At 65.3% G+C, this 25,876-nt stretch carries 21 protein-coding genes; 12 read left to right on the forward strand and 9 right to left on the reverse strand.

Annotated elements, in window-relative coordinates:
• Positions 1 to 127 precede the first annotated feature (127 nt).
• From rplP to WBB07_RS09195, 4 genes are all read left to right on the forward strand, one after another.
• Positions 128 to 544 (forward strand): 50S ribosomal protein L16, encoded by a 417-nt coding sequence (rplP, locus tag WBB07_RS09180; protein WP_526306851.1) that lies wholly within the window; start codon positions 128 to 130, stop codon positions 542 to 544.
• Positions 544 to 777 (forward strand): 50S ribosomal protein L29, encoded by a 234-nt coding sequence (rpmC, locus tag WBB07_RS09185; protein WP_526306853.1) that lies wholly within the window; start codon positions 544 to 546, stop codon positions 775 to 777. The genes rplP and rpmC overlap by 1 nt, the downstream gene beginning before the upstream one ends.
• Positions 777 to 1,085 (forward strand): 30S ribosomal protein S17, encoded by a 309-nt coding sequence (gene rpsQ, locus WBB07_RS09190; RefSeq protein ID WP_526306855.1) that lies wholly within the window; start codon positions 777 to 779, stop codon positions 1,083 to 1,085. The genes rpmC and rpsQ overlap by 1 nt, the downstream gene beginning before the upstream one ends.
• A 205-nt stretch (positions 1,086 to 1,290) precedes the next feature.
• Complete coding sequence (locus WBB07_RS09195; protein WP_526306857.1) at positions 1,291 to 2,799, forward strand: exopolysaccharide biosynthesis polyprenyl glycosylphosphotransferase; 1,509 nt, start codon at positions 1,291 to 1,293, stop codon at positions 2,797 to 2,799.
• Between the two features lie 16 nt (positions 2,800 to 2,815).
• Here the strand turns inward: WBB07_RS09195 and WBB07_RS09200 are convergent, their stop codons facing one another.
• The 4 genes from WBB07_RS09200 to WBB07_RS09215 form a co-directional block, all read right to left on the reverse strand.
• Positions 2,816 to 4,207: a protoporphyrinogen/coproporphyrinogen oxidase gene (locus WBB07_RS09200; RefSeq protein WP_526306859.1), complete on the reverse strand. Its 1,392-nt coding sequence runs from the start codon at positions 4,205 to 4,207 to the stop codon at positions 2,816 to 2,818.
• Positions 4,208 to 4,219: 12 nt separating this feature from the next.
• Positions 4,220 to 4,873: an undecaprenyl diphosphate synthase family protein gene (locus tag WBB07_RS09205; RefSeq protein WP_526306861.1), complete on the reverse strand. Its 654-nt coding sequence runs from the start codon at positions 4,871 to 4,873 to the stop codon at positions 4,220 to 4,222.
• 190 nt (positions 4,874 to 5,063) lie between these two features.
• Positions 5,064 to 5,777 (reverse strand): GAF domain-containing protein, encoded by a 714-nt coding sequence (locus WBB07_RS09210; protein ID WP_526306863.1) that lies wholly within the window; start codon positions 5,775 to 5,777, stop codon positions 5,064 to 5,066.
• Positions 5,778 to 5,904: 127 nt separating this feature from the next.
• Positions 5,905 to 7,899 carry a hypothetical protein gene (locus WBB07_RS09215; protein WP_526306865.1) on the reverse strand — a complete coding sequence of 665 codons (1,995 nt, stop codon included), beginning with the start codon at positions 7,897 to 7,899 and terminating at the stop codon, positions 5,905 to 5,907.
• A 344-nt stretch (positions 7,900 to 8,243) separates the two neighbouring features.
• Here WBB07_RS09215 and WBB07_RS09220 point away from each other — a divergent pair, with 344 nt between their 5' ends.
• The 4 genes from WBB07_RS09220 to WBB07_RS09235 are packed head-to-tail and all read left to right on the forward strand — an operon-like array spanning position 8,244 to position 13,502.
• Entirely contained in the window at positions 8,244 to 9,650 is a 1,407-nt protein-coding gene (locus WBB07_RS09220) for a tyrosine-protein kinase domain-containing protein (RefSeq protein WP_526306867.1), read from the forward strand.
• A 16-nt stretch (positions 9,651 to 9,666) separates the two neighbouring features.
• Complete coding sequence (locus tag WBB07_RS09225; protein WP_526306869.1) at positions 9,667 to 11,073, forward strand: O-antigen ligase family protein; 1,407 nt, start codon at positions 9,667 to 9,669, stop codon at positions 11,071 to 11,073.
• Positions 11,063 to 11,980 (forward strand): glycosyltransferase family 2 protein, encoded by a 918-nt coding sequence (locus tag WBB07_RS09230; RefSeq protein ID WP_526306871.1) that lies wholly within the window; start codon positions 11,063 to 11,065, stop codon positions 11,978 to 11,980. The genes WBB07_RS09225 and WBB07_RS09230 overlap by 11 nt, the downstream gene beginning before the upstream one ends.
• A 19-nt stretch (positions 11,981 to 11,999) precedes the next feature.
• Positions 12,000 to 13,502, forward strand: coding sequence for a lipopolysaccharide biosynthesis protein (locus WBB07_RS09235; RefSeq protein WP_526306873.1), 1,503 nt, complete (start codon positions 12,000 to 12,002; stop codon positions 13,500 to 13,502).
• Positions 13,503 to 13,505: 3 nt separating this feature from the next.
• Here the strand turns inward: WBB07_RS09235 and WBB07_RS09240 are convergent, their stop codons facing one another.
• The 5 genes from WBB07_RS09240 to WBB07_RS09260 all read right to left on the reverse strand — a co-directional run bounded on the left by WBB07_RS09240 (position 13,506) and on the right by WBB07_RS09260 (position 18,799).
• Positions 13,506 to 14,522 carry a cellulase family glycosylhydrolase gene (locus WBB07_RS09240; RefSeq protein WP_526306875.1) on the reverse strand — a complete coding sequence of 339 codons (1,017 nt, stop codon included), beginning with the start codon at positions 14,520 to 14,522 and terminating at the stop codon, positions 13,506 to 13,508.
• Between the two features lie 34 nt (positions 14,523 to 14,556).
• A complete protein-coding gene (locus tag WBB07_RS09245; protein WP_526306876.1) occupies positions 14,557 to 15,462 on the reverse strand; it encodes a glycosyltransferase family 2 protein in 906 nt (301 codons plus the stop codon).
• Entirely contained in the window at positions 15,459 to 16,442 is a 984-nt protein-coding gene (locus tag WBB07_RS09250; protein ID WP_526306878.1) for an NAD-dependent epimerase/dehydratase family protein, read from the reverse strand. Before WBB07_RS09250 ends, WBB07_RS09245 begins: the two co-directional genes overlap by 4 nt.
• A gap of 5 nt (positions 16,443 to 16,447) precedes the next feature.
• Positions 16,448 to 17,584: a glycosyltransferase family 4 protein gene (locus tag WBB07_RS09255; RefSeq protein ID WP_526306880.1), complete on the reverse strand. Its 1,137-nt coding sequence runs from the start codon at positions 17,582 to 17,584 to the stop codon at positions 16,448 to 16,450.
• A 72-nt stretch (positions 17,585 to 17,656) separates the two neighbouring features.
• Positions 17,657 to 18,799 (reverse strand): glycosyltransferase family 4 protein, encoded by a 1,143-nt coding sequence (locus tag WBB07_RS09260; protein ID WP_526306882.1) that lies wholly within the window; start codon positions 18,797 to 18,799, stop codon positions 17,657 to 17,659.
• 239 nt (positions 18,800 to 19,038) lie between these two features.
• Between WBB07_RS09260 and WBB07_RS09265 the strand changes: the two genes are divergently transcribed.
• Genes WBB07_RS09265 through WBB07_RS09280 form a run of 4 tightly spaced genes read left to right on the forward strand, consistent with a single transcriptional unit; the run spans position 19,039 to position 25,734 of the window.
• Positions 19,039 to 21,006, forward strand: a complete 1,968-nt coding sequence (locus WBB07_RS09265; RefSeq protein WP_526306884.1) for a hypothetical protein — start codon at positions 19,039 to 19,041, stop codon at positions 21,004 to 21,006.
• 8 nt (positions 21,007 to 21,014) lie between these two features.
• Positions 21,015 to 22,559 carry a hypothetical protein gene (locus WBB07_RS09270; RefSeq protein WP_526306886.1) on the forward strand — a complete coding sequence of 515 codons (1,545 nt, stop codon included), beginning with the start codon at positions 21,015 to 21,017 and terminating at the stop codon, positions 22,557 to 22,559.
• On the forward strand, positions 22,556 to 24,046 hold the full coding sequence (locus WBB07_RS09275; RefSeq protein ID WP_526306888.1) for a glycosyltransferase: 1,491 nt from the start codon (positions 22,556 to 22,558) through the stop codon (positions 24,044 to 24,046). Before WBB07_RS09270 ends, WBB07_RS09275 begins: the two co-directional genes overlap by 4 nt.
• Complete coding sequence (locus tag WBB07_RS09280) at positions 24,043 to 25,734, forward strand: ABC transporter (RefSeq protein ID WP_526306890.1); 1,692 nt, start codon at positions 24,043 to 24,045, stop codon at positions 25,732 to 25,734. The genes WBB07_RS09275 and WBB07_RS09280 overlap by 4 nt, the downstream gene beginning before the upstream one ends.
• Positions 25,735 to 25,876: the final 142 nt, after the last annotated feature.

Genomic DNA, 25,876 nt, shown 5'->3' on the forward strand with positions numbered 1-25,876 from the left:
GCACCCGGCCGCGCCGTAGTGGTGCGTCGGGCACCACCGCAACCAGCACCGACGCCGGTCGTGCTGCCTCCGGTGGCGAGACGCCTGCCGCCGAGGCGGGCGCGACTGAGAAAACGGAGAGCTGAGCATGCTGATCCCACGTAAGGTCAAGCACCGCAAGCAGCACCACCCCCGGCAGCGTGGCATCGCCAGTGGCGGGACGTCGGTGAGCTTCGGTGACTACGGCATCCAGGCCCTGGAGCACACCTACCTGACCAACCGGCAGATCGAGTCCGCTCGTATCGCCATCAACCGGCACATCAAGCGTGGCGGCAAGGTGTGGATCAACATCTTCCCGGACCGTCCGCTCACCAAGAAGCCTGCCGAGACCCGCATGGGTTCCGGTAAGGGTTCGCCGGAGTGGTGGATCGCCAATGTGAAGCCGGGACGCGTTCTCTTCGAGATCAGCTACCCCGACGAGAAGATCGCCAAGGAAGCGCTGACCCGCGCCATCCACAAGCTGCCGATCAAGGCACGCATCATTACTCGAGAGGAGCAGTTCTGATGGCAGTAGGAGTGTCGCCAGGAGAGCTGCGCGAACTCACCGAGGACGAGCTGACCGAACGTCTGCGCGAATCCAAGGAAGAGCTGTTCAACCTGCGCTTCCAGATGGCCACCGGGCAGCTGGACAACAACCGCCGGCTCCGCACGGTGCGGCGGGAGATCGCGCGTGTCTACACGGTGCTGCGCGAACGTGAATTGGGTCTGACCTCCGGACCCGTTGGTGAGGAATCCTGATGGCTGAAGACACAACCAAAGCGGCCGGCCCGAAGCACACGCCGGCCACCGAGAAGCCCCGTGGCCGTCGCAAGACTGCGATCGGTTACGTGGTCAGCGACAAGATGCAGAAGACCATCGTCGTCGAACTGGAAGACCGCAAGAGCCATCCGCTCTACGGCAAGATCATCCGCACCACCACCAAGGTGAAGGCACATGACGAGAACGGTGACGCCGGTATCGGTGACCGGGTGTCCTTGATGGAGACCCGTCCGTTGTCGGCCACCAAGCGCTGGCGCCTGGTCGAGGTCCTCGAGAAGGCCAAGTAGGACCTGCCTTCCCGCATTTCGAAACGCCCGCCGCGAGCAATCGCGGCGGGCGTTCGCGTTTTTTCCGGATGTGTTTGCGGAGGTGTGAATTCATGCCTACTCTTTCGCTGTGAATTCACGCCGTAGCTTGGGCACCACCGAACCGGTCCTCGGCGTGCTCGTCACACGGTTCTCGCTTGCCGCGTCGTCGGCGGGCTGAGATCTGATGGCGACACGAGACATCCTCGGCGAGACCACAACTTCCCCCCGCCTCCGGATCGTCGCGGCGGACCGCGACACCGGGACGCCGGGCCAGCCACGCTTCCGCGCGCCGGTCGGAGATCGAACCGACACATTTGTCAGAGGCGTCCTGGTCCTCAGCGACGGCGTGTCGGCGATGCTTGCCGTTGCCCTGGGTTGGTGGTGGGCGACAAGAACACACGACGACGTGGCCCCGTTCTGGCTGTTGGCGCTCTTTGTGCCGATACTGCTGCTGATACTCACCGTCAGGAAGATGTACCGCTGCGATCTCAACCGGCGGACCATCAACGAAATCGGCCCCATCGAAGTCGCGGTCGCGCTGGTCTCGGTGGTGTTCCTTGCGGCCCTGGTGGTGCTCGGGATCCAGGGGCCGCGCAGTGTGATCTGGTTCAGCATCTGGATCGCCACGGCCGTATTGCTTCCGATCGGTCGGCTGTTGGTGGCGTTGGTGATACGGGTATCGGGGCTGGCGCACCGGTTGGTTGCTCCCACCTTGATCGTCGGCAACGGTCGGGTGGCCCACCAGATCGTCGAACGGTTGAGGGCCTCACCCCAGTACGGGCTCCTGCCCATCGGTCTGCTCGACGTCGAGGCACCGCAGTCCCGGGACGAGAGTGCACCCGATTTCGGTATTCCTTACATCGGTTCACCGGATCAGCTCGAGGCCGTGGCCGAGAGTACCGGCGCCCAGAACGTTGTCATCGCGTTCTCACGGAGCCGGGACGAAGTACTCACCGATGTTGTCCATATCGCTCACCGACTGGGGCTGCGGGTGTGGGTGGTACCGCGAATGTTCGACACGATCGGCGAACGCGCCCGCATCGAACACATCGGCGGCCTGCCGCTGCTGGCTCTGACCTACACCAATCCGAACGGCTGGCAGTTCACCGTCAAGCATTTCTCGGACCGAGTGGTCGCAGGCCTTGGCCTACTGTTGATCTCGCCGCTGTTCCTCACCTTGACGCTTGCTGTTCGGCTGAGCTCGCCGGGGCCGATCTTCTTCGGCCAGGACCGTATCGGACGTGATGGCCGGGTGTTCAAGTGCCTGAAGTTCCGGTCGATGCGTCCGCCTCGGGCTTCGGATCTGCAGTTCGAACTGCAGACCGGCGCGGCCCCGGGCGGTGTCGAAGGCGTGGACCGACGGACCAAGATCGGCAAGCTCATGCGGGCGACGTCCATGGACGAACTGCCGCAGCTGATCAATGTTCTCAAGGGGGACATGAGCTTGGTGGGGCCACGTCCCGAGCGGCCCGAGTTCGTGGACCTCTTCGAGATGCAGATCCGGAGGTACGGCCAGCGCCATCGCGTGAAGGCCGGCGTCACGGGATGGGCGCAGGTGCACGGACTTCGCGGTCAGACCTCGATCGCCGACCGGGCCGAGTGGGACAACTACTACATCGAGAACTGGTCGTTGGGCTTGGATCTGAAGATCCTGGCGCTCACGGTGGTTGCCGTACTCCGCGGTTCGGAGTAGGCGCCACCCCCGGTCGCTACCGGTCCACCACGCCCGATTCGTGGTAGCGACGGTCCGTGTTCACCTTCCAGGGGTCGACATCCTCCCCGAAATACCGGGCGACACTGTGCATTGCGCTGAGCATCGCATGGTCCTGGTTGTCGTAACGATGCATGCCGTTGCGGCCGATGGGATGAAGCGTCGGGTGCCGTCGACGTAGGTAGTCACGGATCACGGTGACGTTGTCCTCGCGCTCCGGGTTGTACATCGGATAGGCGAACTGAGACCGCACCACCGAGACATGCTCGACCTCGGCATCCTCGATACCGAGTGCAAGCAGGTCCTGTTCGACGACGGTGCCCAGGCTCTTGTCGAGCATGACCCACAGGTCGTCGCCGGGAAGGGTGAAGTATTCGAGGCCCAGGTAGGTGCCGTCCCAGTGTGGGGGCGCCAGCGCGGCCGACCAACGACCGTAGTTCTGGACCCGGCCCACCCGAAACCCTTTTTCCGGTGTGTAGACCCAGTTGAAGGGAATGTCGAGATGATTGCGAAGGGCCACGGCAACGGTGATCAACGCCCGATGCTTGAGGGCCGCGGCCGCCACCCGAATCTTTTGCGGCGGTTCGGGGTCCAGGATCTCCAGCAGACTGCGCAGCGGCATGCTCGAGAACACCGCATCAGCGGATGTGGTCTCGCCGTTGTGCAGTTCGACTGTCCAGCCGTCGCCGTCGGCGCGAACGCCGACGACTCGGGAATTGAGTGACAGCTCCGCTCCGGCATCCACCGATGCCGCCCCCGCGGCTTCCCAGAGTTGGCCGGGACCGAGCAGGGGATACCGAAAGGTGTCTTGGGCAGCAGGTTCCGCGCGTCGCGGCCGTCGCCAGGTGATCGGTCTGATTCGCTGGTCTGCCCAGTTGCTGGCGATGTCATGGGGATCGGTCAGCCAGGTCTTACGGACATAACCATCAAAGAACAGCGTGTACCAGTAGTCGCCGAATTCGTGCGCACCCCAGTCGCGGAAGCTGTCGGGTTTGTCCACCGGGCGCATCTTCCGACGGGCCCGCTGCCACAACAGGCTGCCGAGGCCGACCAGGCCGCTACGAAAGCCGAACTGAGTCAACAGATCACGACCAACCAGGGGGTACTGCACATACTGGCCGTTGATGAGCATGGCGGACTTCCGGCGCACGGAGATCCATTGGTCGTCCGGCAGCAGAGCGTTCCAGAGCGCGGCGACCTCGTTGTCCTTGGTGAAGAACCGGTGCCCTCCGGGATCGACCCGCCAGGCTCCGCTGCGTGGTGTCCGGGCCAGGCCGCCCAGGTTTCCGGTCGCTTCATGGATCCGGGGCGATACACCTGCCCTGGTGAGCTCGAGGGCGGCGGTGAGTCCGGCCGGGCCGGCGCCGATGATCAACGGGTTGCGACTCAACTCCGCAACCCGCTATCGACCGCGACGCTGCGGGAAGCGTCGGTAGTCGGTGATCAGTTCATCGATGTCGGCCACCTCGAGGTCGTTGAGCGGTGTTGTCAGAAATCTGAGTTGGGCGTATTGGGTTTGCATCGGCAGGAATCCACTCAGCAGTGGCTCCGGCGTGGTCCGCAGGACCAGATCCACGTCGCCGATCTCGAAAGCTTCGCTGATATCGCAGGAGTCGCGCTGGGCGCGAAGATGGGCGGCGCGCAGCTCGTCTGCGGCGTCATAGGCAGCGAGGATGTTGATCTGGAATTCGTCGCCGTGCATCGCGCTCTCGGTGGCGTGTGCAGCCTCCAGGAAATCGTCCGGGAGTAGTCTGCGATCACCGTGCAACCGCACACCGCAGACCGCGGGATCGAAGTGAGCGGGTATCAGCGTGGCAAAAAAGTGTATCGAGGCTGCATAGACCGCGGCCAGTTCCGGGTTGGGCCGCGCCAGATTTGCCTGGCTCAGGTTGTAGACGGAGACGGTTCCCGCGCCGTGTTGTTGCAGTGCCACAAGGATTTCCGTGACCTTCTCGGCACCGCGGCGGTACGCGTCCTCGAGTGAGGCGCCGTTGGCGTTTGCCCAACGTCGCAACCCGTCCGGGATGAGACCCACGTGGGCCGGTTCACGCTGCATGTTCGGCCACCCTTGCGTTGCCACTGAACTGCAAAGGTACTACAGGGGGTAAGCCTGGCCGCCGGCGATGGAGCCCGCTCGCGCAGGAGCGGGTCACGGCAAAGTGGGGGATTTGCCGGCGGGCTTTGCTGAAACGGTTGGACGTGGATTCTCGGGCGGGACCGGCGGGCAGCTGCTGTCGGCGTTGCGCTCAGCGAGCGGGGCCGGTGCCGAAGATCCGGTCTGCGGCGATCTTGGCCAGATCGCTCAGGACCTGCAGATGTCCGGTGCCCCATTGTCGCGGCTTGCTGTCGAAGACGCACAGGGTTCCGACGGAGTGGTTGTCCGCATCGGTCAACGGGATACCGAGATAGGCGACGACGGTACCGTCGAGGACTGCTGGGTGGTTCTTGAAGAGCGGGTCCTCACGCATGTCTTCGAGTACCAACGGCTCACCCATCGCCACGGCGTACTGACAGACGGATCGCTCGAGTGGCGTCTGCCGGTCCGCCGGGGTCGGCAGATCCATCCCGACCGAGCTCTTGAAGAACTGTCGGTCGACATCGACCAGGGTCAGAGCTGCGTGAGGGGCGTCCAGGGCCGCCGTCGCCGCGCGGGTGATCCGGTCGTACATCTCCTCGGGCGGGGAGTCCAGCAACCCGGTGGCATAGAGCGAGCGCAGCCGGTCGGGGTCGGAGATGGCGGTCATCGAGATCGCGGCCGGTGACTGCGTGGACTCCAGGATGCTGGACAGATGGGCGAGCAGTTTCCCGAGATCCGGGCTGTCGGCCGCTCGCTGGTCGGCGACCAGTTGTGTTGCCACCGCGCGTGCCACATAGGCGTCGACGTCTTCGCCGGCCGTGCGCGCAGACTCCTCGAGCAGTTCGTTGAGCCAATCATCGAAGCGTGGAACCCAACGTGTCATCCACAACACGTTAGCCGAAAAAGACGACGCGACGAAGAACGGAAACCGAATCCGCTGCGCGGCCGGTGAGCTCGTGCGATCGGGGTGCAAGGCCCCGGCATCCGGCGGTAACGAGGCCGGGGCCGGCTCAATCGTCCAGCGCGCCACCGGGGGAACGTCGTTTGCGGGACCACACGGCTGTCCCGATCACGGCGATGAGGGCAACGATGGCCACGCCCACGCCGATCGGAACCCACGGATTCAGCGACGGTGACGGCTGTGGTGCAGCGGAATCGACGGAATCGGAGGAGGCGGAGCCGGCCCGGATCGCAACATTGATCGGGACTCCGGCGGCACCGGCGGCGAGCACATCGCCGGTGAGCTGCGACCAACCACCGTCCAATCCCTGGAGGTAGTCGAAGAGCGGGTCGACCAACCGCCACGTGTCCGTCGTCGTGACGAGGACGACGGAGCGGTCGCGGGGGCGGTCGGCGAATACCTGAATGGACCCGAGCCCGTCGTCGATGACGGCGCGAAGCTCGGTGGGAAGACCGAGGCCCACCTCGGTACCCACACCACTGATCGGCGGATGTAGCGAGGTATCGGCCAGCGCAGCGGATTTGGCGACGATCAGCGCACCCGAGGTGGCGTCGGCGGCAGTTCGCAAGTCAACAACCTGAGGCATCAGTTGTTGACCGGTCAGCCGCGCGATCGCGCCGATCGTGCGGGCGGCGTAGGAGAGCTGATTCGGGCTGCTGCCATCAAAGGCCACCAGGAAGCTGGGGCTGAACTCCGAGGGCACGGCTCCGAAACCGTCGAGCGGCGGGCCGCCACGGCGCACCGTGAATGTCGACCGCGGGTCGACCTGAAAGGTGATGGGTGCCACGAACGGCCCACACACTTGGTTCGGTGTGTAGGTCAGAGCGAGGTCGAGGTTGATCCACTGGCCGAAAGCCTGGCGATCCAGGTCGAATGTCGCGTCCAGACGGCCGGTGTCGTCGAGCGGGGCCCGATACACGACAGTGTTGTCGGACCGTATGACAACACTTGCCGAGTCGGCTGCGGGTACCGGTGTGTAGTCGGCGAGCAGATGTACCTGCACGCTGTCGACCCGACCGGTGCCCAGTGCCGCCCGGTCGGTCCCGAGCCTCAGGTTGCCGGTGCGCAGCACATCGGTTCTGCCGCTGATTCCCAGCTGGGCGAACGTCAACGTGTCACCGCTGAGCGCAGGTGTCGATCCCGCTTGTTCGATACGGGTGCCGGCGGTCTGCACCAGCGACTGCAGCTGGTTGACAAGTAGCGAAACCTGCGTCGTGAGTTCGTCACCGCTACCGGAGACCCGGAGGTGTGCGGCCGGGGTCCCGGGGTTCTCGACACTGAGGCCGGCGGGGCCGCCTGCTTCGACGACAATCGCACGAGTCAGTTGACCGGCCGGCGGCGGTGCCGCGCCACGAGCTGCCGTGACCACGCCGATGTTCAGCGGCTGGGGGTGATAAAGCCGGGTCAGCGCGGACACCAACGTCAGCACCGATTGTTGTTCGGCGGCGTCCGCGTCGGCCGGCGTATAGATGGTGGCCCGTTGGAGCACCGGCGGGAAAAAGCTCGAGATCGTGGTCGCCGGTGCCTCGGTACCGACAAACATCGTCGTCAGGTCACTGATGGTCAGCTGCTGTCTGGGACCACAGAATTGGTCGGCATCATCGGTCGCGCGAAGAGTGAGCGAGAGCCCGATCGTCGAAGCGCGAACACGTGCCGCCGAAATATCGACATCGACGGGTGTCATCACCTGTCCGGCCGTAGCCGGGGGCAGCTCGACAACCCCGAGAAGGGTGCCGTCGCCGTCATCGATCTCGACATAGCCGGCGTCGATGTTGACAGGCGTTTGGATCACCCCCCGCAACCGTGCAGGGGTCAGTCCGGCAGGCACCGGCACCGTGAACTTTGTGCTGCTGTCGGGGCCGAGGAATACCTCGGGTTCCAATCCCAGTGTGGGCCAGTCCATCGTCACGGCTGCAACGTCCGTGGGATCGCCGCCGTCAACGGGTTCGGCAGCCGCCGAACCCGCGACCGACCCCGCCAGCAACGCCGGCAGGATCAGCAACAGCGTCGAAAGGAGCGCGCGCACCGGGGTGACCGTACTCACCGCGGGATCCCGGCACCGGCGACGCACCCGTGGAAGAGAGGTTCTGTAGTGGTGAACTCATCTGCGCACCGCCATGGAGCTCGGAGTCGCTGCGGAATCCCTGAGAAGAATGAACTAACCGGGTGCACGCGGTCTACTTTCGAGTATTCGAAATACCAACAGTGCTGGGACTATACCGGCGTACCCGCTGAACTGGCGTGACGTCGGCAGCCGAACCGACGAATGTCAGGGGTGAGGCGACGGTGCCCGGTGTTCTGGGATAGCGTGTGACGACTCATGCCGTGCCGGATGGCTGGAGTAACTGGCACTGACCTCCGATGGGCATCGGTGACGAAGGGTCGCACTTGACTGTTCAGGACTTCGCGCAGATCTTGCGTACCCGGTGGAAATTCATTTGCGGCACAGTCGTTGTCGCTGTTTTGGCTGCACTCGCCTACGCACTCCTGACGACGCCGCAATACCAGGCCTCGACTCGACTGTTCGTCTCGACCACCTCGGACGGTACCAACAGCCAGACCTACGACGGTGGCCTCTTCGCCGAACGTCGAGTGCTCTCCTACAACGAGCTGCTGATGGGTGAGATCCTGGCCCAGCGCACCATCGACAAACTCGGGCTCGACATGAGCGCGGCCGACCTGCAGGAAGCCGTCGAAGCCAGCGTGCCCGCGGGGACAGTGCTCATCGACGTCGCGGTGGTGGACCCGTCACCGGTTCGGGCCCGAGACATCGCCAACACCCTGGCCGACGAATTTGTGGTGATGGCTGCCGGATTGGAAACGCCGGTGTTGGGTGCGCAACCCAACGCACGGGTGGTCATCCAGCAGCGCGCGGAGATTCCCGACAAGCCGATGAATCAGGGCAGGCTCCGAATCCTGGGGATCGCCGCGGTGATGGGTGTGCTCCTGGGTGCCTTCATCGCGGTTGTCCGCGGCCGCATGGATGATTCGGTGCGAACTGCCGAAGACCTGGAAAGAGCCACGGGCGTCGGCTTGCTCGCCGATGTTCCCTACGACGAACAGCGCCGGGAGATACCGCTGATCTCCTTCGACAGCGATCGCAGCGCGGTGGCCGGCGCATTCCGCGAGCTGCGAATCAACCTGCGCTTCCTCGAAGCCGTCGACGGCCCCCGGGTGCTCCTGGTTGCCAGTTGTCTGCCCGACGAGGGCAGGACCATGACCGTGATCAATCTGGCGCTGGCCCTGGCCAACGCCGGCCACAGCGTGGTGGTGGTCGACGCAGACCTGCGGCGGCCCCGGGTGGGTACCTGTTTCGGGCTGGCCGCGCAGCCGGGTTTGAGTACCGTGCTGACCGGCGACGCCACTGTGGACGAGGCATTGCAGGAGACACGCTTCCCGCACCTGAGCGCTCTCACCGCCGGAGCCATCCCGCCGGACCCCATCGAACTACTCGAATCCCAGGCGACCAAAGATGTTCTGGGTGAACTGGGCCGACGATTCGACTATGTGATCGTCGATTCACCGTCGTTGCTGGTGACCGACGCCGCCCTGCTGGCGGACAGCTCGCAGGGCGTGCTGATGGTCGCGCGGTTCGGTTCCACCCGGGCTCACCAACTGGCCGACGGCGTTCATTCGCTGAGGCGAGCGGGGGCGCCCCTGCTCGGCGCGGTGCTCACGATGGCGCCGGCGAAGAAGCGGCCCAAGGCTGACGGCCACTACGACACAACCAGTGGTGTGCACCGGGATTCACCGCGCCGTGGCGGCCGCCAGCGCCGCGGTGCGCAGAACAAGTGACCGGACCGGAACACTCATGGATGGTGACGAATCCGGGAAAAGCGGGACCCCGGCCACTTTCGTAGCCGCGGTGCCGAAGGCCGGCAGGGCTCGAGCCGCCACCGAAACCTCTCGACGCGATTCGTACGGAACCTATCTGGCAGCGCTGCCCCGCGTTTTCGGTCCGAGGACAACGGATCTCCAGTTGCACAATCGCGCGTTTGCGGTGCTGATCATCACCGCGATCGGGCTGGTGGTGGTTCCCGACCTGATCACGTATCTGCAGGTCGAGCATTCACCGATTCTGCCGCCGGGGGAATCCGCGGCTTTCTCCGAGGTCCCACTGGCGCAGCTCGCCAGTCTGGCAGGGTCAGCACTGCTGCTCCTGCTGAGCACCGCCGTCGCCCTGATGCGAGGGCCGGAAAACCGCGACATCACCGGGCTTCTGGTGCTCCTGCTTGCGGTGAATCTGCCCTATCTTGTCAACCCGCACCTGCCGCCACCGGCCGATCTGCCCAAGATCGTCCTGGCCAACATGTTCATCCTGGCGCTGTGGAACATCGGAGCGCCGATCGCCGAACTGAAATGGTTCCCGATCACCGTCGCGGCGATCTCGGTCTACTCGCTCATCGGGGGGCTGCTCATCCCGGAATACATGATGTACAACGTCGACTCCCAGAAGGACATCATCCCGGGTTGGGAACTGGCCGGACCATTCGGCCACGCAAACGTGCTGGGAATGTACTGCGCGCTGGCATTTGCGTTGGTGCCGCTGATCGTCGGGACGCGGTGGCGGTGGGTCATCGCAACAATTCTGTTTGTCACGCTGCTGGCCGCGGCCTCACGAACTGCGCTCATCGCGACCGCAATGGTGTTGCTGTGGTGGGCGTTCTGCTGGCTGCGGGGAGCAACGTCGGTGCGACTGGTAGGCACCCTGCTCGCCGGCTTCACCGCCACCGCCATGTTCGTGTTCCCGTTCCTGGATTGGGACCCGTCCGCCTTCACCGACCGTGCCTATGTGTGGGCGGAGAGTCTGCGCGTCTGGCAGCAGTCTCCGTGGGTGGGGATGGGGGTCAACTGGTTCCTCGTCGACGCTCAGTCTCTGTCGAACATCGCCAAGTGGGCGTTTGTGGGGACCGGACACAATCTGGTGGTCGACACCTTGGTGAGATCCGGCCTTCTCGGGGTCGCCGTCCTGGTGCCGCTGTTGGTGGCCGCGATACTTTCGGTGCGCGCATTGCGCGCCACCAACCAGCAGATGGCCTGCTTCGGTTTTCTGATGGCCTTCTTTGTCGCGGCGACCACCGAGGCGGTCTGGGCGCTACTGCCGAATCTGCAACTGTTTCCGATCAGTGGCCTGATCTTCGCCGTGCTGATCCTGGGCAGGCGTGGCACCCGGGTGGACGGACCGCCGCCCCTGGAAGGATCGATCCGTGAGCACTGAACCGGCGGTCAGCGTAGTCATTCCGACAATCGGTCGCGCCAGTCTGGCCGCGGCGGTCGAATCGGCGCTGCAACAAACGGCACCGCCGGTCGAGATCATCGTGGTGCTGGATGCTGATTGTCAGCCCGATCTGCCGGAGTCGCCCACCATCCGGGTGATGCGGACCTCAGGGGGACTCGGAGCCAGCGTCGCCAAGCACCTCGGTGTCGAGGCGGCTGTCGGGGATGTCATAGCGCTGCTCGACGACGACGACGTCTGGCGTCGCGACAAACTCGAAACGCAGCTGGCCGCAGCGCCACCGGGGAACGAGTGGATCCTCGCTTCCCGGTTCCGGGTTCACATCGACGGCCGCTCGCCGGTGGTCGGGCCGAAGAACCCGATCAGCCGCCACGAGCCGATAGCCCCGTATCTGTTCGAGCTCCGGACCCCGCAGGCCTTCAACATGGTCCAGACCTCGACACTGGTGTTCCCGCGGGCGCTGGCGCAGACGGTGCCCTGGTCGGTGGCTGCCGGATCGATCCACGACGATCCGAAATGGCTGATGGAAGTACGGCGCGTCCACCCGAATCTGCCCATCATCCAGGTGTCCGAGCCGCTCGTCGACATCTTCTGGACGGTTGCGTCATTGTCCCGCTCGGGGGTGGACCGCAGCGCAGACCTGATCGACTGGGGCATCCGAGAACTCGCCGACGAGACACCGCGGGTGCGAGGTGACTACCTGTTGACCTCTCCGGTCGGTTCGGCACTCGGAGCCGGTTCGATGTGTGGTGTCGCGAATTCCGTTGGTGCGGCGATCAGGAATGGTCGACCGGGGTGGCGGGCCTGGGCGAGTGTGGTCAAGTCGACCCTGCGGCTGGGTTGGGGACGCCTCCGCGCCGCGGGCACTCGTGCGGCCGGGAAGTCATGAACATCGGGAAACAGCGCTGATGTCCTTCGCCCGTAACACCCTCCTCGGTTTCTCCTCCGGCGCCGCCGTGGCGCTGGCCGGCTTCATCGGCAACGCCATCACAGCCCGGCTGCTCGGACCAGACGACCTCGGTGTCTTTGCCTACGTGGTCTTCTGCGTGACCATCGGCTCAATGATCGCCGGCCTCGGCATCGGCGTGGTGCAACAGCGATTCATCCCGAGTCTGCGCGCCACGGACGACAACACCGAGGCCGACGGCCTGATCGGGGCGACCACACGGTTGTCCACGGTGGCCGCGGTCATCGGCTGCGTGCTGTTGTTCGCCTACCTCTACTGGCCGGGACGAAGCGCCATCGAGGGACCTTCGGAGACCACCCGAAATGTGGTGATCGGCCTCGCGCTGACCTGGTTCCTCACCTGGCGGATGGCCGAGGTCTACCAGTTCTACCTGCGAGGTGAGCAGCGTTTCGGCGAGCTGGCCCGCCTGTCTGCATATTCGGCGTTACTCAAGCTGGCCGTGATGGCCCTGGGGGCCTGGCTGTTCGGGATCCCCGGCGCGCTGGCCGGTTTCATCGCCGGCAACCTCTTGCCGGCCAGCCGGATTTTCCGGTTGCTGCGATTCCCCGCCACCGTCGGACCGGAGCTGCGCAGCCAGGTCGTCAGGTTTGCGCTACCGGCCTGGGCCACTGCGGTGCTCGGCGGTCTGGTGTTCGGCCGGACCGAGATACTCTTCCTCGAGCACTACACCGGGCTCGGCGCCGTCGGCTTGTTCGCGGCTGCAGTGACGGTGGCCGAAATGGCGGTGCAGTTGCCGCCGTTGCTGCTGGCCGCATTGCTTCCGCGGTTCAGCGAGCAGCACGGGGCGGGTGCCCACGACGACATGCACCGGCTGTATCGAACGATGACCGCGCTCATCGCGATGCTGATCGTGCCGTTGTGCTTAGGCCTCGCGGCGATCGCCCCGGTGTTGGTACCGCTGCTTTTTGGTGCGGAGTTCGCCGATGCGGCCGGGGTCGCCTCGGTGCTGCTCATCGCCGCGGCGGTCAGCAGCCTCGGCGTGACGACTTTCTATCTGCTGCAGAGCATCGGCAAGACCGGGTTCCTGCTGATGTCCAACGGGGTGGGCCTGGTGGGCACGATCGCGCTCGGCTTCGTGCTGGTGCCGCGCTATGGGCTGATGGGAGCTGCCTGGTCGCGAGCCATTGTTCAGGTGTCGGTGGTTCTCATCGAAACCTGGTATGTGACAAGGCGGCTGAGTATCGCCCCGCCATACCGGGTGCTGGGGGCGATCGCGCTGGCTGCGGGGGCCCAGGCTGCAGTGGCCTACCTCACCGTAGTGAAACTCGGGGTGGGGCTGGGCGGTGCGATATCGCTGTTGGTCGCCATTCCCGTGGCCGCGGTGGTCTATCTCCTCAGCTTGCGTGTGCTGAAGGTGACGTCGATGGTGGATCCGGCGCTCAGGGACAGACTCATCGGACGCATGCCGCCGCGGGTGCAACCACTGCTGCGCCGCGTCCTGTAGCGCTCAGCCCGCGGCGCTCTGTTTCAATGCGTCGGCGGCCGGTTTGGGGGAGAGATCGTCGCGGAGCACCCCGAAGTTCTGCTCGGGATCGGCGAGGTCCGTTCCGCCGTCCACCAATTCGTAGTAGATGAGTGGTCCGGCCCAGTCCCACTCGGTGACCTGGTGGCGGGCTTGTAGGAGAGCCGCTGCCTGATCATCCTCCGATACCGCGTGTGGACCGGTGCCCGTCGGCGCGCCGAACTCGGTGATCCAGATCTTTTTCCCGCCGTCCCCGTTGCGGTCCATCACCGCGCGCAATGCCGGAAGGTCGGCGAATCCGCCCTCGGTTCGCTGAGGCGACTCCATGGGCAGGGCGGGGAAGCTGTACGGGTGGGCCGCAACACCGTCGGCGAGTTGCGCCGCGCCGTTGGTGTACAGCCGTTCGAGGTAATCGGTCGGCGGCACCTCGGCATCCGGTTCCTCGAATTTTGGTCCCAGTCCGCCGATCAGCAGGGTGGCCTCCGGTGCGACGCTGCGAATCGCCTCCGCGGCAACCCGGAACAGGTCACCGTATTCGTCGGCGTCGGGCCGAGGTGGCCAGAATTTACCGGTGTTGGGCTCATTCCAGATCTCCCAGGTGTGCACCCCGCGCGGGGTGTACCGCTCGGCGGCGACTCGGGCGAAGTTCGCGAACGACACCAGGTCATCGGGTCGTGAGTGCTTGGCGGTCGGTGAGTCGTCAGCCGCGGACGTACGCGCCCACGCCGGGGTGAACGCCAGCACCATCAGCACGTTCATCCCGCGGGCGGCGGCTTCGTTCACAACAAGATCGGGATAGGACCAATCGAGACGGCTCTGGTTGCTTTCGACCACCGCCCAGTCGATGTCGACTCGCACCCAGGTGACGCCCATGGCCGTCATCAGGTCGAACTGCTCGACGGTGGTGGCCGCCTCGCTGCCGCGATGATGGACCGTCATCCCGATTTCGGCGGCCGGCGAAAATGATCCGCACGCGAGGGCGCTGCCGCCGATCAGCACCATCGACAGCAGTCCGGTGAGGCCGCGGCGCGGGGCGTCAGCGCACGATCGCCTGATGGTCCGTACCTTTGGAGAACGGTCTGCCCAGCAGGCCTTCGGTTCGTCCGATCAACAGCGCCAATCCGTCACGCGGCGTGAACTTCTCCGGATTGCGCAGCGGCTGCAAGGCCGCCGCCAGCAGGTGCGCCAGTTTGTACCAGAGTGGGTAACGCCAGGTGCGGAGCACATTGCCGGCACCGCGGCCGTAGGACCGCAGCTTGCGCCGGCGCTCGGCGGACGGCAGATGCGCAAATTCGGTCTGCGCGTGCACCGTGATGTCGCTGACCCATTCGATCGAGAAGTTGTCCAATTCGGACAGCCGCAGCAGCAGGTCGGTACCCTCACCGGCCTGCCATGGGCTGGCGGCTCCCGAACCCCGGTTGGTGTCGAAACCGCCGGCCCTGATGAACGGTTCCCGCCGGAACACGGCGGCCGGTTCGATGACTCCCCAGACATTGCGTCGCGTCAGCGGGGAACCACGTTCGGCCAGTGGATTTCGTGGACCCTCGCGGTCGGCCAGCTGCAGGGCGATCACCGTGGTGCGCGGTAGGCAATGGGGTGCCACCCGCTCGAAGAAGTCGGGGTCGACGCGGCTGGTGTCATTCGGAAACCAGAGCCAGTCCACATCGTCGAGCGACTGGGCGGCGGTGTTGCGGCCGTTGGACACCCCCCGTGTGCTGACGACGGTCCGGATCGTCAGGACACCGGCGAATCGCGCGCACAGCGCCTCGAGTGCCGGTGGGTCACCGTCGTGGCCGTGGTGCGCGATGACCACGGCGTGCGGGCGTTGTGACTGGCAGGCGAGATCGTCGAGCAGCAGCCCCAATTCATCCCAGCGTCCGACCGTGGTCAGGGCCACCCCGAAAACAGGCGTGGGGTTCTCGACGTGCGGCGTTGCGGTCACACCAGGGAGCGCTCACGCAGGCCGGCCGACAGATCAGGGTCCGCCCAGGTGCGTGTCAACGTATCGCCCAGATCGTGCTGCGGGTGCCAGCCGAAGACTTCGGCAATACGTGAGATGTCGGCACCGAGGTAGGGACGGTCGACGGCGCGCATCCGCGTGGGATCTTGCTGCACGGTGAACTCCAGGTTCAGTGTCGTCCGCATCTGCGTCAGGATCTCGTCCACCGAGTACTGCTGCCCGCTGCCGAGGTTGACCACCTCACAGGCGGCACCGTCGGAGTTGCTGCCGAGAGCGGCAGCGGCGAACCCGCCGGCCGCATCCTGCACATCGATGTAATCGCGCTTGGGCCAGGTGTTTCCGAGATTGATCGACTCCCGGCCCTGGCGTAGCTGAGTGATGATCGCCGGCAGCAGGTGCGGATTGGTCTCTCCGGGGCCGATCACGTTGAAGAGCCGCACGATGCATGCGGTGAGATCCCGGTTTTCGGTGAACGCTCGAACGTACTGTTCGCCTTGCAGCTTCGTGATGCCGTAGATATCAGCAGGTTTGAGCACGGACTCGAACTCGCGATGGGGAGCTTCATCGGGCTGGTACACGGCGCCGCTGCTGGCAAAAACGAACCGGACCCCGGGTGGACACGCGGCCAGCAGGTTGACCGTCCCCGTGACGTTGGTCGCCACCGCGTCGGCCGGATCCGCATCACATTCGGGGATGTAGTGAATGGCAGCCAGATGGACGATCACATCCGGCTGGAAATACTCGATGAGTGACCGGGTGGCCGCGGCGTCGCGGATGTCGAGCCGGTGGAATCGGAATCCGACCGCATCCTGGGTCAGCCAGGAGGGGGCGCCGTACCGCAACAGATCGGCCACCAGCACATCGGCTTTGGTGCTGAGCGCGCGAACGAGCTCCTTCCCGACAAAGCCCGCACCACCTGTGACCATCACTCGCACGAGCGTCTCCTCCGCGTTTTTGGGCATGTCTTCTACAGCTTGTTGTCGACTTCGTGCGCGCGCAATTCGAGCGCCCGGGCGATTCCCGACCAATCCAAGGACTTCGCGCCGACAAGCCCGGCTTGGGAGAACACCTCCCATTGCTGGTCTGCGGCGAGCAACGCCTCGGCAAAATCCGTGGGCCCCGTGCCGCAAACGATTCCCGCGCCATACTGCACCACAACATCTTTGGCACCGTTCTCGGTGAACTCGGCTGTCACCACCGGAAGTCCACTGGCCATGGCTTCGGCGATCACCCGGGGAAAGCCCTCGCGCTGGCTGGGCATCCCGAGGACCGCGGCCCGGGAGAGCAGATCGATCTTCTGGGCCTCGCTGACCGAGCCCAGGACCTGGATCCGCGAAGTGAGGGACGACCGTCTCGCGTGGTCCTGGACGTCGGTTCGTGCCGGGCCGTCACCGGCTATCACCAAGTCGCCGGCCAATCCTCGCGCGGCGGCCAGCTCGAAAGCGTCGATGAGCAGCGGCAGGTTCTTGTGCGGTGCCAGCCGCCCGACATACAGAACCCCGGCACGTTCACTGCGTTCGGCCGTCCGGTAGCGGGCGAGTTCGATGCCACTGGGCAGCACCGAACACGGTTGCCCCGACTGCTCGGTGATCGCGGTGGCCACGGCATTGCTGACGGCAAAATTGGATCCGGCCAGCGGTGGTAACCGCTTCTGGGCCTGACCGAGAATCGGGTCGTCACGAATTTCGCACCAGTGAATGCCCGCCCGGGCCCGGGTGGCCGCCGGCAGCACCGGGACATGTAGCAGCGGCCACTGATTCATCAGGTGGAAGTCGTACTGCGCAGGCACCACCTGTCGGCGTACCCAGGCGCTGTACCTCGTGACGGCTCCCCAGTTGCGCCGAAGAGCCGGCACCAGCGGTGTCAGATAGCGATTGCTGAGCGGGTGCCGCCGGACCCGCACACCGTTGATCGTCTCGTCGGTGGCGAGGTTGGTGTCGTGGCCGATGCAGTAGACGTCGACCGAGTGGCCGCGCCGCACCATCGCCTCGGCGAGTTCCTGGAAGAACACCTCTTGGCCGCCGACATTGGGGTGGTAGAGCTCGGTCAAGAAAGCGAACCGCATCGGTGAGCCCGGGCCACCGGTCACAGGGGACTCGACCACACGCTGCCCCTGTCCTGTGCCGATCGGGTGTCAATTTGCTGCGGCGCAGCGAGTGTAGCGCACGCGCGGCGGTCAGAGACCCCGGCGGTCGAGTTCTGCGGTGATGGCGTCGGCCGCGGCGGACACCGGGATCCGGGACTGTCTCTGGGTGACGTGTGTCCAGCCCCGGGAACACAATTGCGCTCGGGCGGTGTCGTCGTCGCAGTAGTGGCGCAGCAGCTGTGCCAGTTCGCGATCATCGTGGGGATCGAAGTAGGCGGCGCCGTCGCCGCACGTCTCGCGCAGCGACGGGATGTCCGAGCAGAGCACGGCGGTGCCTGAGGCCATCGCCTCCAGCGGGGGAAGTCCGGCACCTTCATTGAACGACGGCATCACCAGCAGGTCTGCGCCGGCGACAAGCGAATGCAGCTCGTCGAAATCAAGCCGGCCGATCATCTGAACGCGGTCTCCCAATGCGGTGGCCTGGTTCTTGACCCGGTCGTCGAGGGTGCGCACCGAGGCCCCGCTACCTGCGATCAGCAGCCGGTGTGGAATTTCTTGCTGCACTTGTGCATACGCATTCAGCAGGGTCAGGAGATTCTTGTGCCGCTTCACGTTGCCCAGGTAGAGCAGGTACTTGTCCTGGGCCGGCGGGCGCCGGGAGTCGGCCGGTTCGAGCCATTGCCTGCCGACCGGAATCGGTGTCACGACAAATGTTGCCGAGGGTGCGATCCGCCCCAGGGCGTCGGCCGCGGCTCGGGACGGCGTGAAGATGGTGCTGCACCTGCGGGCGTCGATTTCCAGCATCGCTCGCGCGTACATCCGGCGCGGCCGGCTGATGCCGCTGATGGGTTCGGGCAGCAGGTGGTTGTCGTCGTGGACGGTGCTGAAGCCGACGATGTGGCGGTTCCGTGGCCGTAGGAGGCTGAACGGGTACGGGTAGTGCGGGACCCACATGGCCTTCGGTCGCACGGCCCGTACCGCATGATCCCAGGCTCGTTGCTCCTGCAGAGAATACATCGGAGCGGCCGGCGGATCGGAGAAGACCACGTGGGTGTCGTCGCATACCGGGGGGACGTGGTCGCGGTCCGCCAGCAGAGCCAGCCGGCGACCGTGCTGCCCGAGTACCTCTTCGAGGGCGGGGATCTGAGCCCGGATGTAGGTTCCGACGCCGCTTTGGTCGATGTGCCGGACGTCGAAGAGGAGATCGACGGAACGGGTGCTGCCGTTACCCATTCACCGAGCCCGGCTTCCGTCGTGGAGTCGGCATCGATTTTCCCTTTGGCCGTCGGAGTTGTCGCCACGGAGGGTACCGTTGCCGGTCCCGAGACTGCGCGCCCGGCGCGGAGCATTCCGAGGCTGCGGTGTTTTCACACCTGTCAACGACAGTCGTTGCCGGCAACCGCGAGGAGGGGATCGGTGAGTTTTTGCACATAGTGTTTGTGGGGCGTTGAATTCCTGCATACGATTTCGCCGTGAATTGGGACGGCCGAAGAGTTCTTCGCGCAATTTCAGCGGTAATCGGAACCACGGTTGTTGTCGGATTCTGCGCGCCCCATGCGACAGCCGAGCCCGGTGAGGGCGGCCTGACCGCCGATTCGCCGATCTTGAGTCTGGATGCTCTGGGCTCTGACTCGACCATCCCGTTCTACGGTGCGCAAGGCATCACCTCCCTCACGCTGCCGGTCCCGCAGGGGCTGACACCAGCATCTTTGGATGTTGTGGTGGAGGTTCCGGTGAACATGGCCAGAGGCACGCTGACGGTGATGCAGGAGGATCGGGCGCTGGCCCGGGTTCCGCTGTCGGTCGACGACCGGGTTCCGCTGTCGATTCCCCTGACCGGGGTGATGGTCGCCGACAATGCGGTGACGGTGACGTTGCGCAGTTATCTGGTGCCGATCGAAGGCTATTGTCTGGATCCGTCCAATCCGCTGCGACTGGTCAATGCGAACATTCGCTACGAAGGCGTGGAAATTGCGCCGCGAACCGTTGCTGACTTTTTGCCTCCCGTGTTGCAGCAACTCGACCTCTTCCTGCCCGATGAGCCGACTCGCGCGGAATCGGATGCGGCACTGCGGTTGTCGACCGCAATCGTCGCGCGATACGGCCAACAGAACACCTTGGTCACACTCACCGCCATGGCCGACGGCCAGGAAGTTCCGGCCGGGCCGTCGCTTCCCTTCCAGCGTCGAGTGGTGATCCGCGAGGGCAATGACACCGGCGTCCGGCTAACCGACGGTCCGGGTGTTCCCACGTTGCTGATCACCGGACCTGCCGAAGAGCTCGGCAACCAGGCGCGGCTACTGGCCAGCGACCTCGGCCGGCTGGCGCTGAGCTCGAGCGCGGTGGTGGGCCCGCTGCGGCCGCGCCCGCTGTTGCCGCCAGATGTGACGGCGCTGCGCGACCTGGGGCAGCAGGGTGTGACCGCAGTGGCACTGGCCCCACAGGTCAACATCGCGCTGGACCAGACCCGGTTGGGCCGGGCGGCCCACAACATGCGGGTGCACCTGCTGGGGTCCTACACCCCACTGCCGTCCACAGTCGGTGGCCAACTCGTCGCCAACGTCGGCGGTCAGACCATCGATCGCTGGCAGGTTGACAGCACCGGTGTCATCGACCGGTGGGTAACGGTGCCCGACCGTCTGCTGCAGCGGTACACCAACCTCGGTGTCGCCCTGAACATCACCGGAAACACCGGCCAGTGCGGCGAATTCCAGCCCATCACCCTGACCATCGATGGCGACAGCCCAGTGCAGAGTACCCGCGCCAACCCACCCGTGCCTGCCGGTTTCCAGTCGCTGCCGCAGGCGCTGATGCCACGAGTGGAGGTCGGCATCAGCGACGACTTCGACGACACCCGGCGTGCGGTCGCCATCCTGGCCGGATTGCAGCGGCTGAGCGCGCTGCCGATCGACACCGCCGTGGTGTCGGTCGAGGAGGCCCTCGCCTCACAGAACCCGGCCGTGGTGGTGGAGGCAGCCAGCTGGACACACGAGGACGTCACGCTGCCGGTGGCCGGCAACACCGACGGGGTGATCACCGTCGAGAATGTCAACGGCGATGGTGACGTCGACGGGGGCGGTGAAACCGGCACCCTGACGCTGGACCCCTCGGTGTCCTTCGGCTCGCTGCAGGTGGTCTACACCAACAACCGCTCCGTCCTGGTCGCCACCTCCAACAGCGCACCCGCGCAGCTCGACCAACTCTTGAACTGGCTCGACACCGACCCCGAGCGCTGGGCGCGGCTGCGCGGTGACGCACTGATCGCGGCGCCGGATCGGACTCCGGTGGTGGTGAGCACCGGGGCCCAGGAGTCGCGGCCCGCCGAGACGGGCTCGGCGGGACCCCGACTCACCACACTGTGGGCAGGAGTGGCCGTGACATCTGTGGCGGCCGTCGCGTTGTTGGGCGCGCTGCTGATTGCCCGCCGCAGAAGAACCTGACGTAGGCCATGACGGTCAGCACCGCTGAGGCGGCACCCACGCCGCCGGCGCAGCAGAAGCTCTTGACACGATTCGGTACCTGGTACTACGCATTGCACCCGAGCTATCGGGTAGCGCTGCGCTGGTTGCTGATCCTCGCTTCGACCGGGGTGGCGTTCTATCCCAGTTTTGTCAGCCTGGTGCACACCACGATCTCTCGGGGCATCGGCGGCTATGTCTGGACGGTGTGGATCGTCGGGCTACTGGTGGCCGGGGTGGTGGCGCTGCGCGAACGCAACGAGTTACCCATTCATGACCGCCAGACCGACCTGATCGTCGGGATCATGGGGTTTGTGCTGGCGCTGCTGATACAGGCTGTGCTGACGCCCCGCTTCGCGATGTACTTCCATCTGCTGCGGCTGGACCTGCTGGCGATGTGGTTGTTTGTCCTGAGTTCCTGTGTGGTGCTGTTCGGGCTGCGCCCGGTGGCGCGCTTCGCCTGGGTGTGGGCGCTGCTGTTCATGGTGTTCTCGCTGCCGTACTACCTGATTGTTGTGGTCCTCGGCGGTGGCCGGGGAGCCGCCGGTGCGGCGGCGCTGCTGATCTCCTCGTTCGGCGCCGCAATCGCGGTGGGCCGCAGCTTCAGAGCTGCCGCCCTCGGATTCTGTGCGGCCTGGGTGGTGGGAGCCGGGGTTCTCTTTGCCTTGGGCACTCTCTTCCGCGACGCGCCGATGCTTCTCTACCAAGGGCTTCCGTCGGTGTTCTCCCTCTGTGTCGTGATCGGGGTGATGGCCTTCTGGGCCCGTAAGAACGGGGCCCGGCATCTGCATCGCGAGGTCGAACCGCTGGCTGCCAAGCAGGTCTGGTCGGCGGTGCCCCTGGTCGTCGGGGTGGCGATGATCTTGACGTTCATTCCCCTGCCAGAGCAGGCGGACACCTCGGTGGTCGAGCGTGCCGCCCCGGGCCCGCTGTCGTTCGGGCAGCCGGTTGTGGCGCCCCGGGGATGGGACACGGTGGCACGCCGAAACTTTCGCGAAGTGAGCCGGCTGTACGGAAACGACGCGGTGATGGTTCGGCAGCAGATGACGGCTGAGGTCGGAGATCCACGGTTCGACAAGCTGTCACGACCACGGACAGTGATGGTGGACAGCGTCGTGAGCCAACGGCCGACCTCCTTCACCGTGTTTCCGTCGCGGGCGGTGTATGACATGACCGGGGCCCGGATGAGCCCGCGGCATTCCGTGGATCTCGGGTACGGGGTCACCGGGCAGATCCTCTCGGTGGTCGACGACAACTTGCTGATCACGTGGAACGCCTTGCGATTCGAGTGGGGCGACCAGCGGCTGGCGCAACGCATCACGATCTTTGCCGTCGACAACCACGAGCCGGACGCGCCCTTCCCACAGCCCGCCGGAACCACCATGTCGACCGTCCGCACCCTGTTCACCCTGCTGTTCCGGGGCAACGCCGTACTCGATGAGCGCACACCGACATTCAAGGATCAGGAGCTGCTCACCGAGTTCGGCCGCCAGCTGGTGGCCGCCCAGTTCACGCCGTCGGGGGAAGCCGGATGAGCCCCGCACCCGGACACCGCGTCCTGGACATGGACAACCAATCCGACCGGGAGTATGCGCTGCACCGGGCGATCAACCGGCTGCGCGATGAGGACCCGGTGGCCTCGGCTGCCAAACCCGTACTGGGCTGGCAGAAGACCGTGTTGTGGGCACTGCTGGTCATCGTGGTCGGCTGTGTCCTCTGGCAGCCGCTGCGCACCGCGGTGGTGCTCGTCGGCCTGTGTACCGCGGGATATCTGTTGACCCTGATCGACCGGGTGTTGATCTTCCGGCAGGGCCTGGCGGCCAGCGCTATTCGCATCACCGACGAAGAGGCCCGCGAGATTCCCGACGAGGATCTGCCGCCCTACACGATCCTGGTTCCCGCCTACAACGAGCCAGAGGTGGTCGGTGACCTCATCGGGGCGATGGCGGCCCTGGAGTATCCGGCGGAGAAACTGCAGGTGCTGTTGCTGCTCGAAGCCGACGATGACGTGACCATCGAGGCGGCCAGGGCCTGTGCCGAATCCGATTCGATCACCATCTGTCTGGTGCCGCCGGCGGATCCGCGCACCAAACCCAAGGCGTGTAACTACGGCTTGCACTTCGCCACCGGTGAGATCATCACCATCTTCGATGCCGAGGATCTGCCCGAGCCGTTGCAGTTGCGCCGGGTGGTGACCGCCTTCCGCAGCCTGCCAGAGACGGTGGCCTGCGTTCAGGCCAAGCTGGCTTACCACAACGGCAGCCAGAACATCCTCACCGGCTGGTTCACCGCGGAGTACGGATTGTGGTTCGGGTACCTGCTGCCGGGGTTCATGCGCACCGGATCGCCGATTCCGTTGGGCGGCACCTCGAACCACCTGCGCCGTGACGTACTCGACCCGATCGGCGGCTGGGATCCGTTCAACGTCACCGAGGACGCCGACCTCGGCATGCGGATCGCCTCCTCGGGATTTCACACCGCGGTGATCGACTCCACCACCCTCGAAGAGGCCAACAGCGACGGGATCAATTGGATCCGACAGCGATCCCGCTGGTACAAGGGCTACCTGCAGAGCTGGCTGGTGCAGATCCGGCGGCCGGTCCGGTTGTACCGCACGATCGGCCTGCGCAATTTTGTCCGGTTCAACCTGGTGCTCGCCGGGACCCCCATCATTGCGGTGCTGAACCTGCTCTTCTGGTTGATCACCATGCTGTGGTTCTTGGGCCAGCCGCAACTGGTCGAAGAGGTGTTCCCGATGTACATCTACTTCCCGGCGTTGGTGGCGCTGGCGCTGGGAAATGCGGCGACGCTGTACATGAACCTGATCGCACTCCGGGAGGACGACCGCTCCGATCTGCTGTTGGCTGCACTCACCGTGCCGGTGTTCTGGCTGATGATGAGCATCGCCGCGACCAAGGGTGTCTATCAGATGATCCGGCAGCCCTCCTACTGGGAGAAGACCTTCCACGGGCTGTCCGAGAAACCGCCCGCTGCCGATGACACTGCGGCAGCCAACGGATGATCGCCCGCTGGACAAACCGCCGGCTCGCATCGGTGTTTTTTGCCGGGGCCTTCGCCGTCTACCTGATCGTCGGTTACTGGCTGCAGGTCCAGAACGGCTTCATCCTCGGCGATGCACTATCGCGGGTGACGGCTGCGCAGTCGGTGTTGTTCAGCCGTGATCCGCACCTGGCCGCAATCGGTTTCATCTTCACGCCACTGACCGCCCTGGTGCAGATCCCGGCGATCGCGCTGAGCCCGCTGTGGCCGGACATCGCCGAACGCGCGTTCGCGGGCAGCCTGATGTCGGCGTTCTTCATGGCTGCGGCGGTGGTGCAGATCTTGGGAATGGGCACCGACCGTGGCTTGCCCCGGGGCTATTCGGTGACCATCACCGTGTTGTTCGCCCTGAATCCGATGATCGTCTTCTACGGCTCCAACGGGATGAGCGAGGCGCCGTTCATCTTCTTCATGTCGTGGGCGGTGCGCCGGCTGATCATGTGGATGATCAACGACGACGTGCACCATCTGGTGGTTGCGGGCGCCATTGCCATGGGGTTGGCCTACCTGACCCGCTACGACGCGGTGGCCTGTGCGTTTGCCGCCGGAATCCTGGTGGGGGCCACCACCTTTCTGCGGGTCAAGACCAGGCCGCGGGTCCGGCGGGCGCTGCTGGACGTGTTGATGGTGAGCCTGCCCGGGTTTGTGGCGTTCCTGGGCTGGGCGGTGGTGAGCTGGCTCATCACCGGCGAGGCTTTTGCGCAGTTCACCTCGCAGTACGGCAATTCGGCGATCTTGGAGCAGTCCGGTCAGGCCACCCCGGACTTCCTCGAAGGGTTGTCGTTCGCCGCGGTGTGCATCCTGTTGCTGGCGCCCACGCTGTTGCCGTTGGCGGTGTGGACGGTGGCGCGGCGCTGGGGCAGACCGTATTGGCCGACGATGCTGGTGCCACTGTCGATCTACGGCGCCGCACTGGCTTTCCAGAGCTACGCCTATGCCTCCGGCTCGACATTCGGTTTCCTGCGCTTCTACATCATCGCGATCCCGTTTGCCGCCAGCTTGGCCCTGCTCGCCGTTCCCGACGGTGTCCTGTTGCCGACCAAGCGGCCCGGCCGTAACTCCCCACCGGTACTGGTCGATCCGGCCGCCTCGTTCCGTGGGCCGCACTCGCGGTACGTGTACGTGGCGGTGGCACTGGTGTTCGCGGTGTCGCTGCCCGTCACGGCGTGGGGGATGGGCAAACCGAAGTACGCGCCGCAGGAATACGCCCTCGGCGCGATCCTGGCGCCGCAGCCCGACAGCCTGACCGAGCAGAAGGCGCGTGAGCACCGCATCGCGAACACCTTCGCCACCGAGCGCACGATCGCGAAATACCTCGATGAGTTGAATCTGCCCGACGGCTCGGTGATCACCGACACCGTCTACGGTTTTGCGGTCCTGGCCGCCGCCGATCGGCCCAGGATGTACGTGATTCCCTCCGATCCGGATTTCACCACCCGGCTCAACGATCCGGTGGGCAGCGATGTCAAATACATGCTGGCGGTACCGCCCACCGGGCGAGGCTCCTCGGATGCCTTGAATCTGCGTTATCCCACGTTGTACGAGACCGGGGCCGACGTGGCGACGCTGGAGCTGGAGATCCCCAACGATGGTGACGGGCAACCGAACTGGCGGCTGTATCGCGTCAACGAGGCGGTGCCGACGAGTTAGTCGGGGACGGGCTGTGACCGAACACGTTAGCGGGTCTTACCTTCTCGGCGTTCGGAATCTCAGCCTCGCGTCAGGCGGCCGGTGTAATCTGCTGATCCGATCGTCCGCCACGGCGCGGGCGCGAAACGGGACGAGGTACCTC

The sequence above is a fragment of the Mycobacterium sp. genome (assembly GCF_049647605.1).
Lineage (GTDB): Bacteria > Actinomycetota > Actinomycetes > Mycobacteriales > Mycobacteriaceae > Mycobacterium.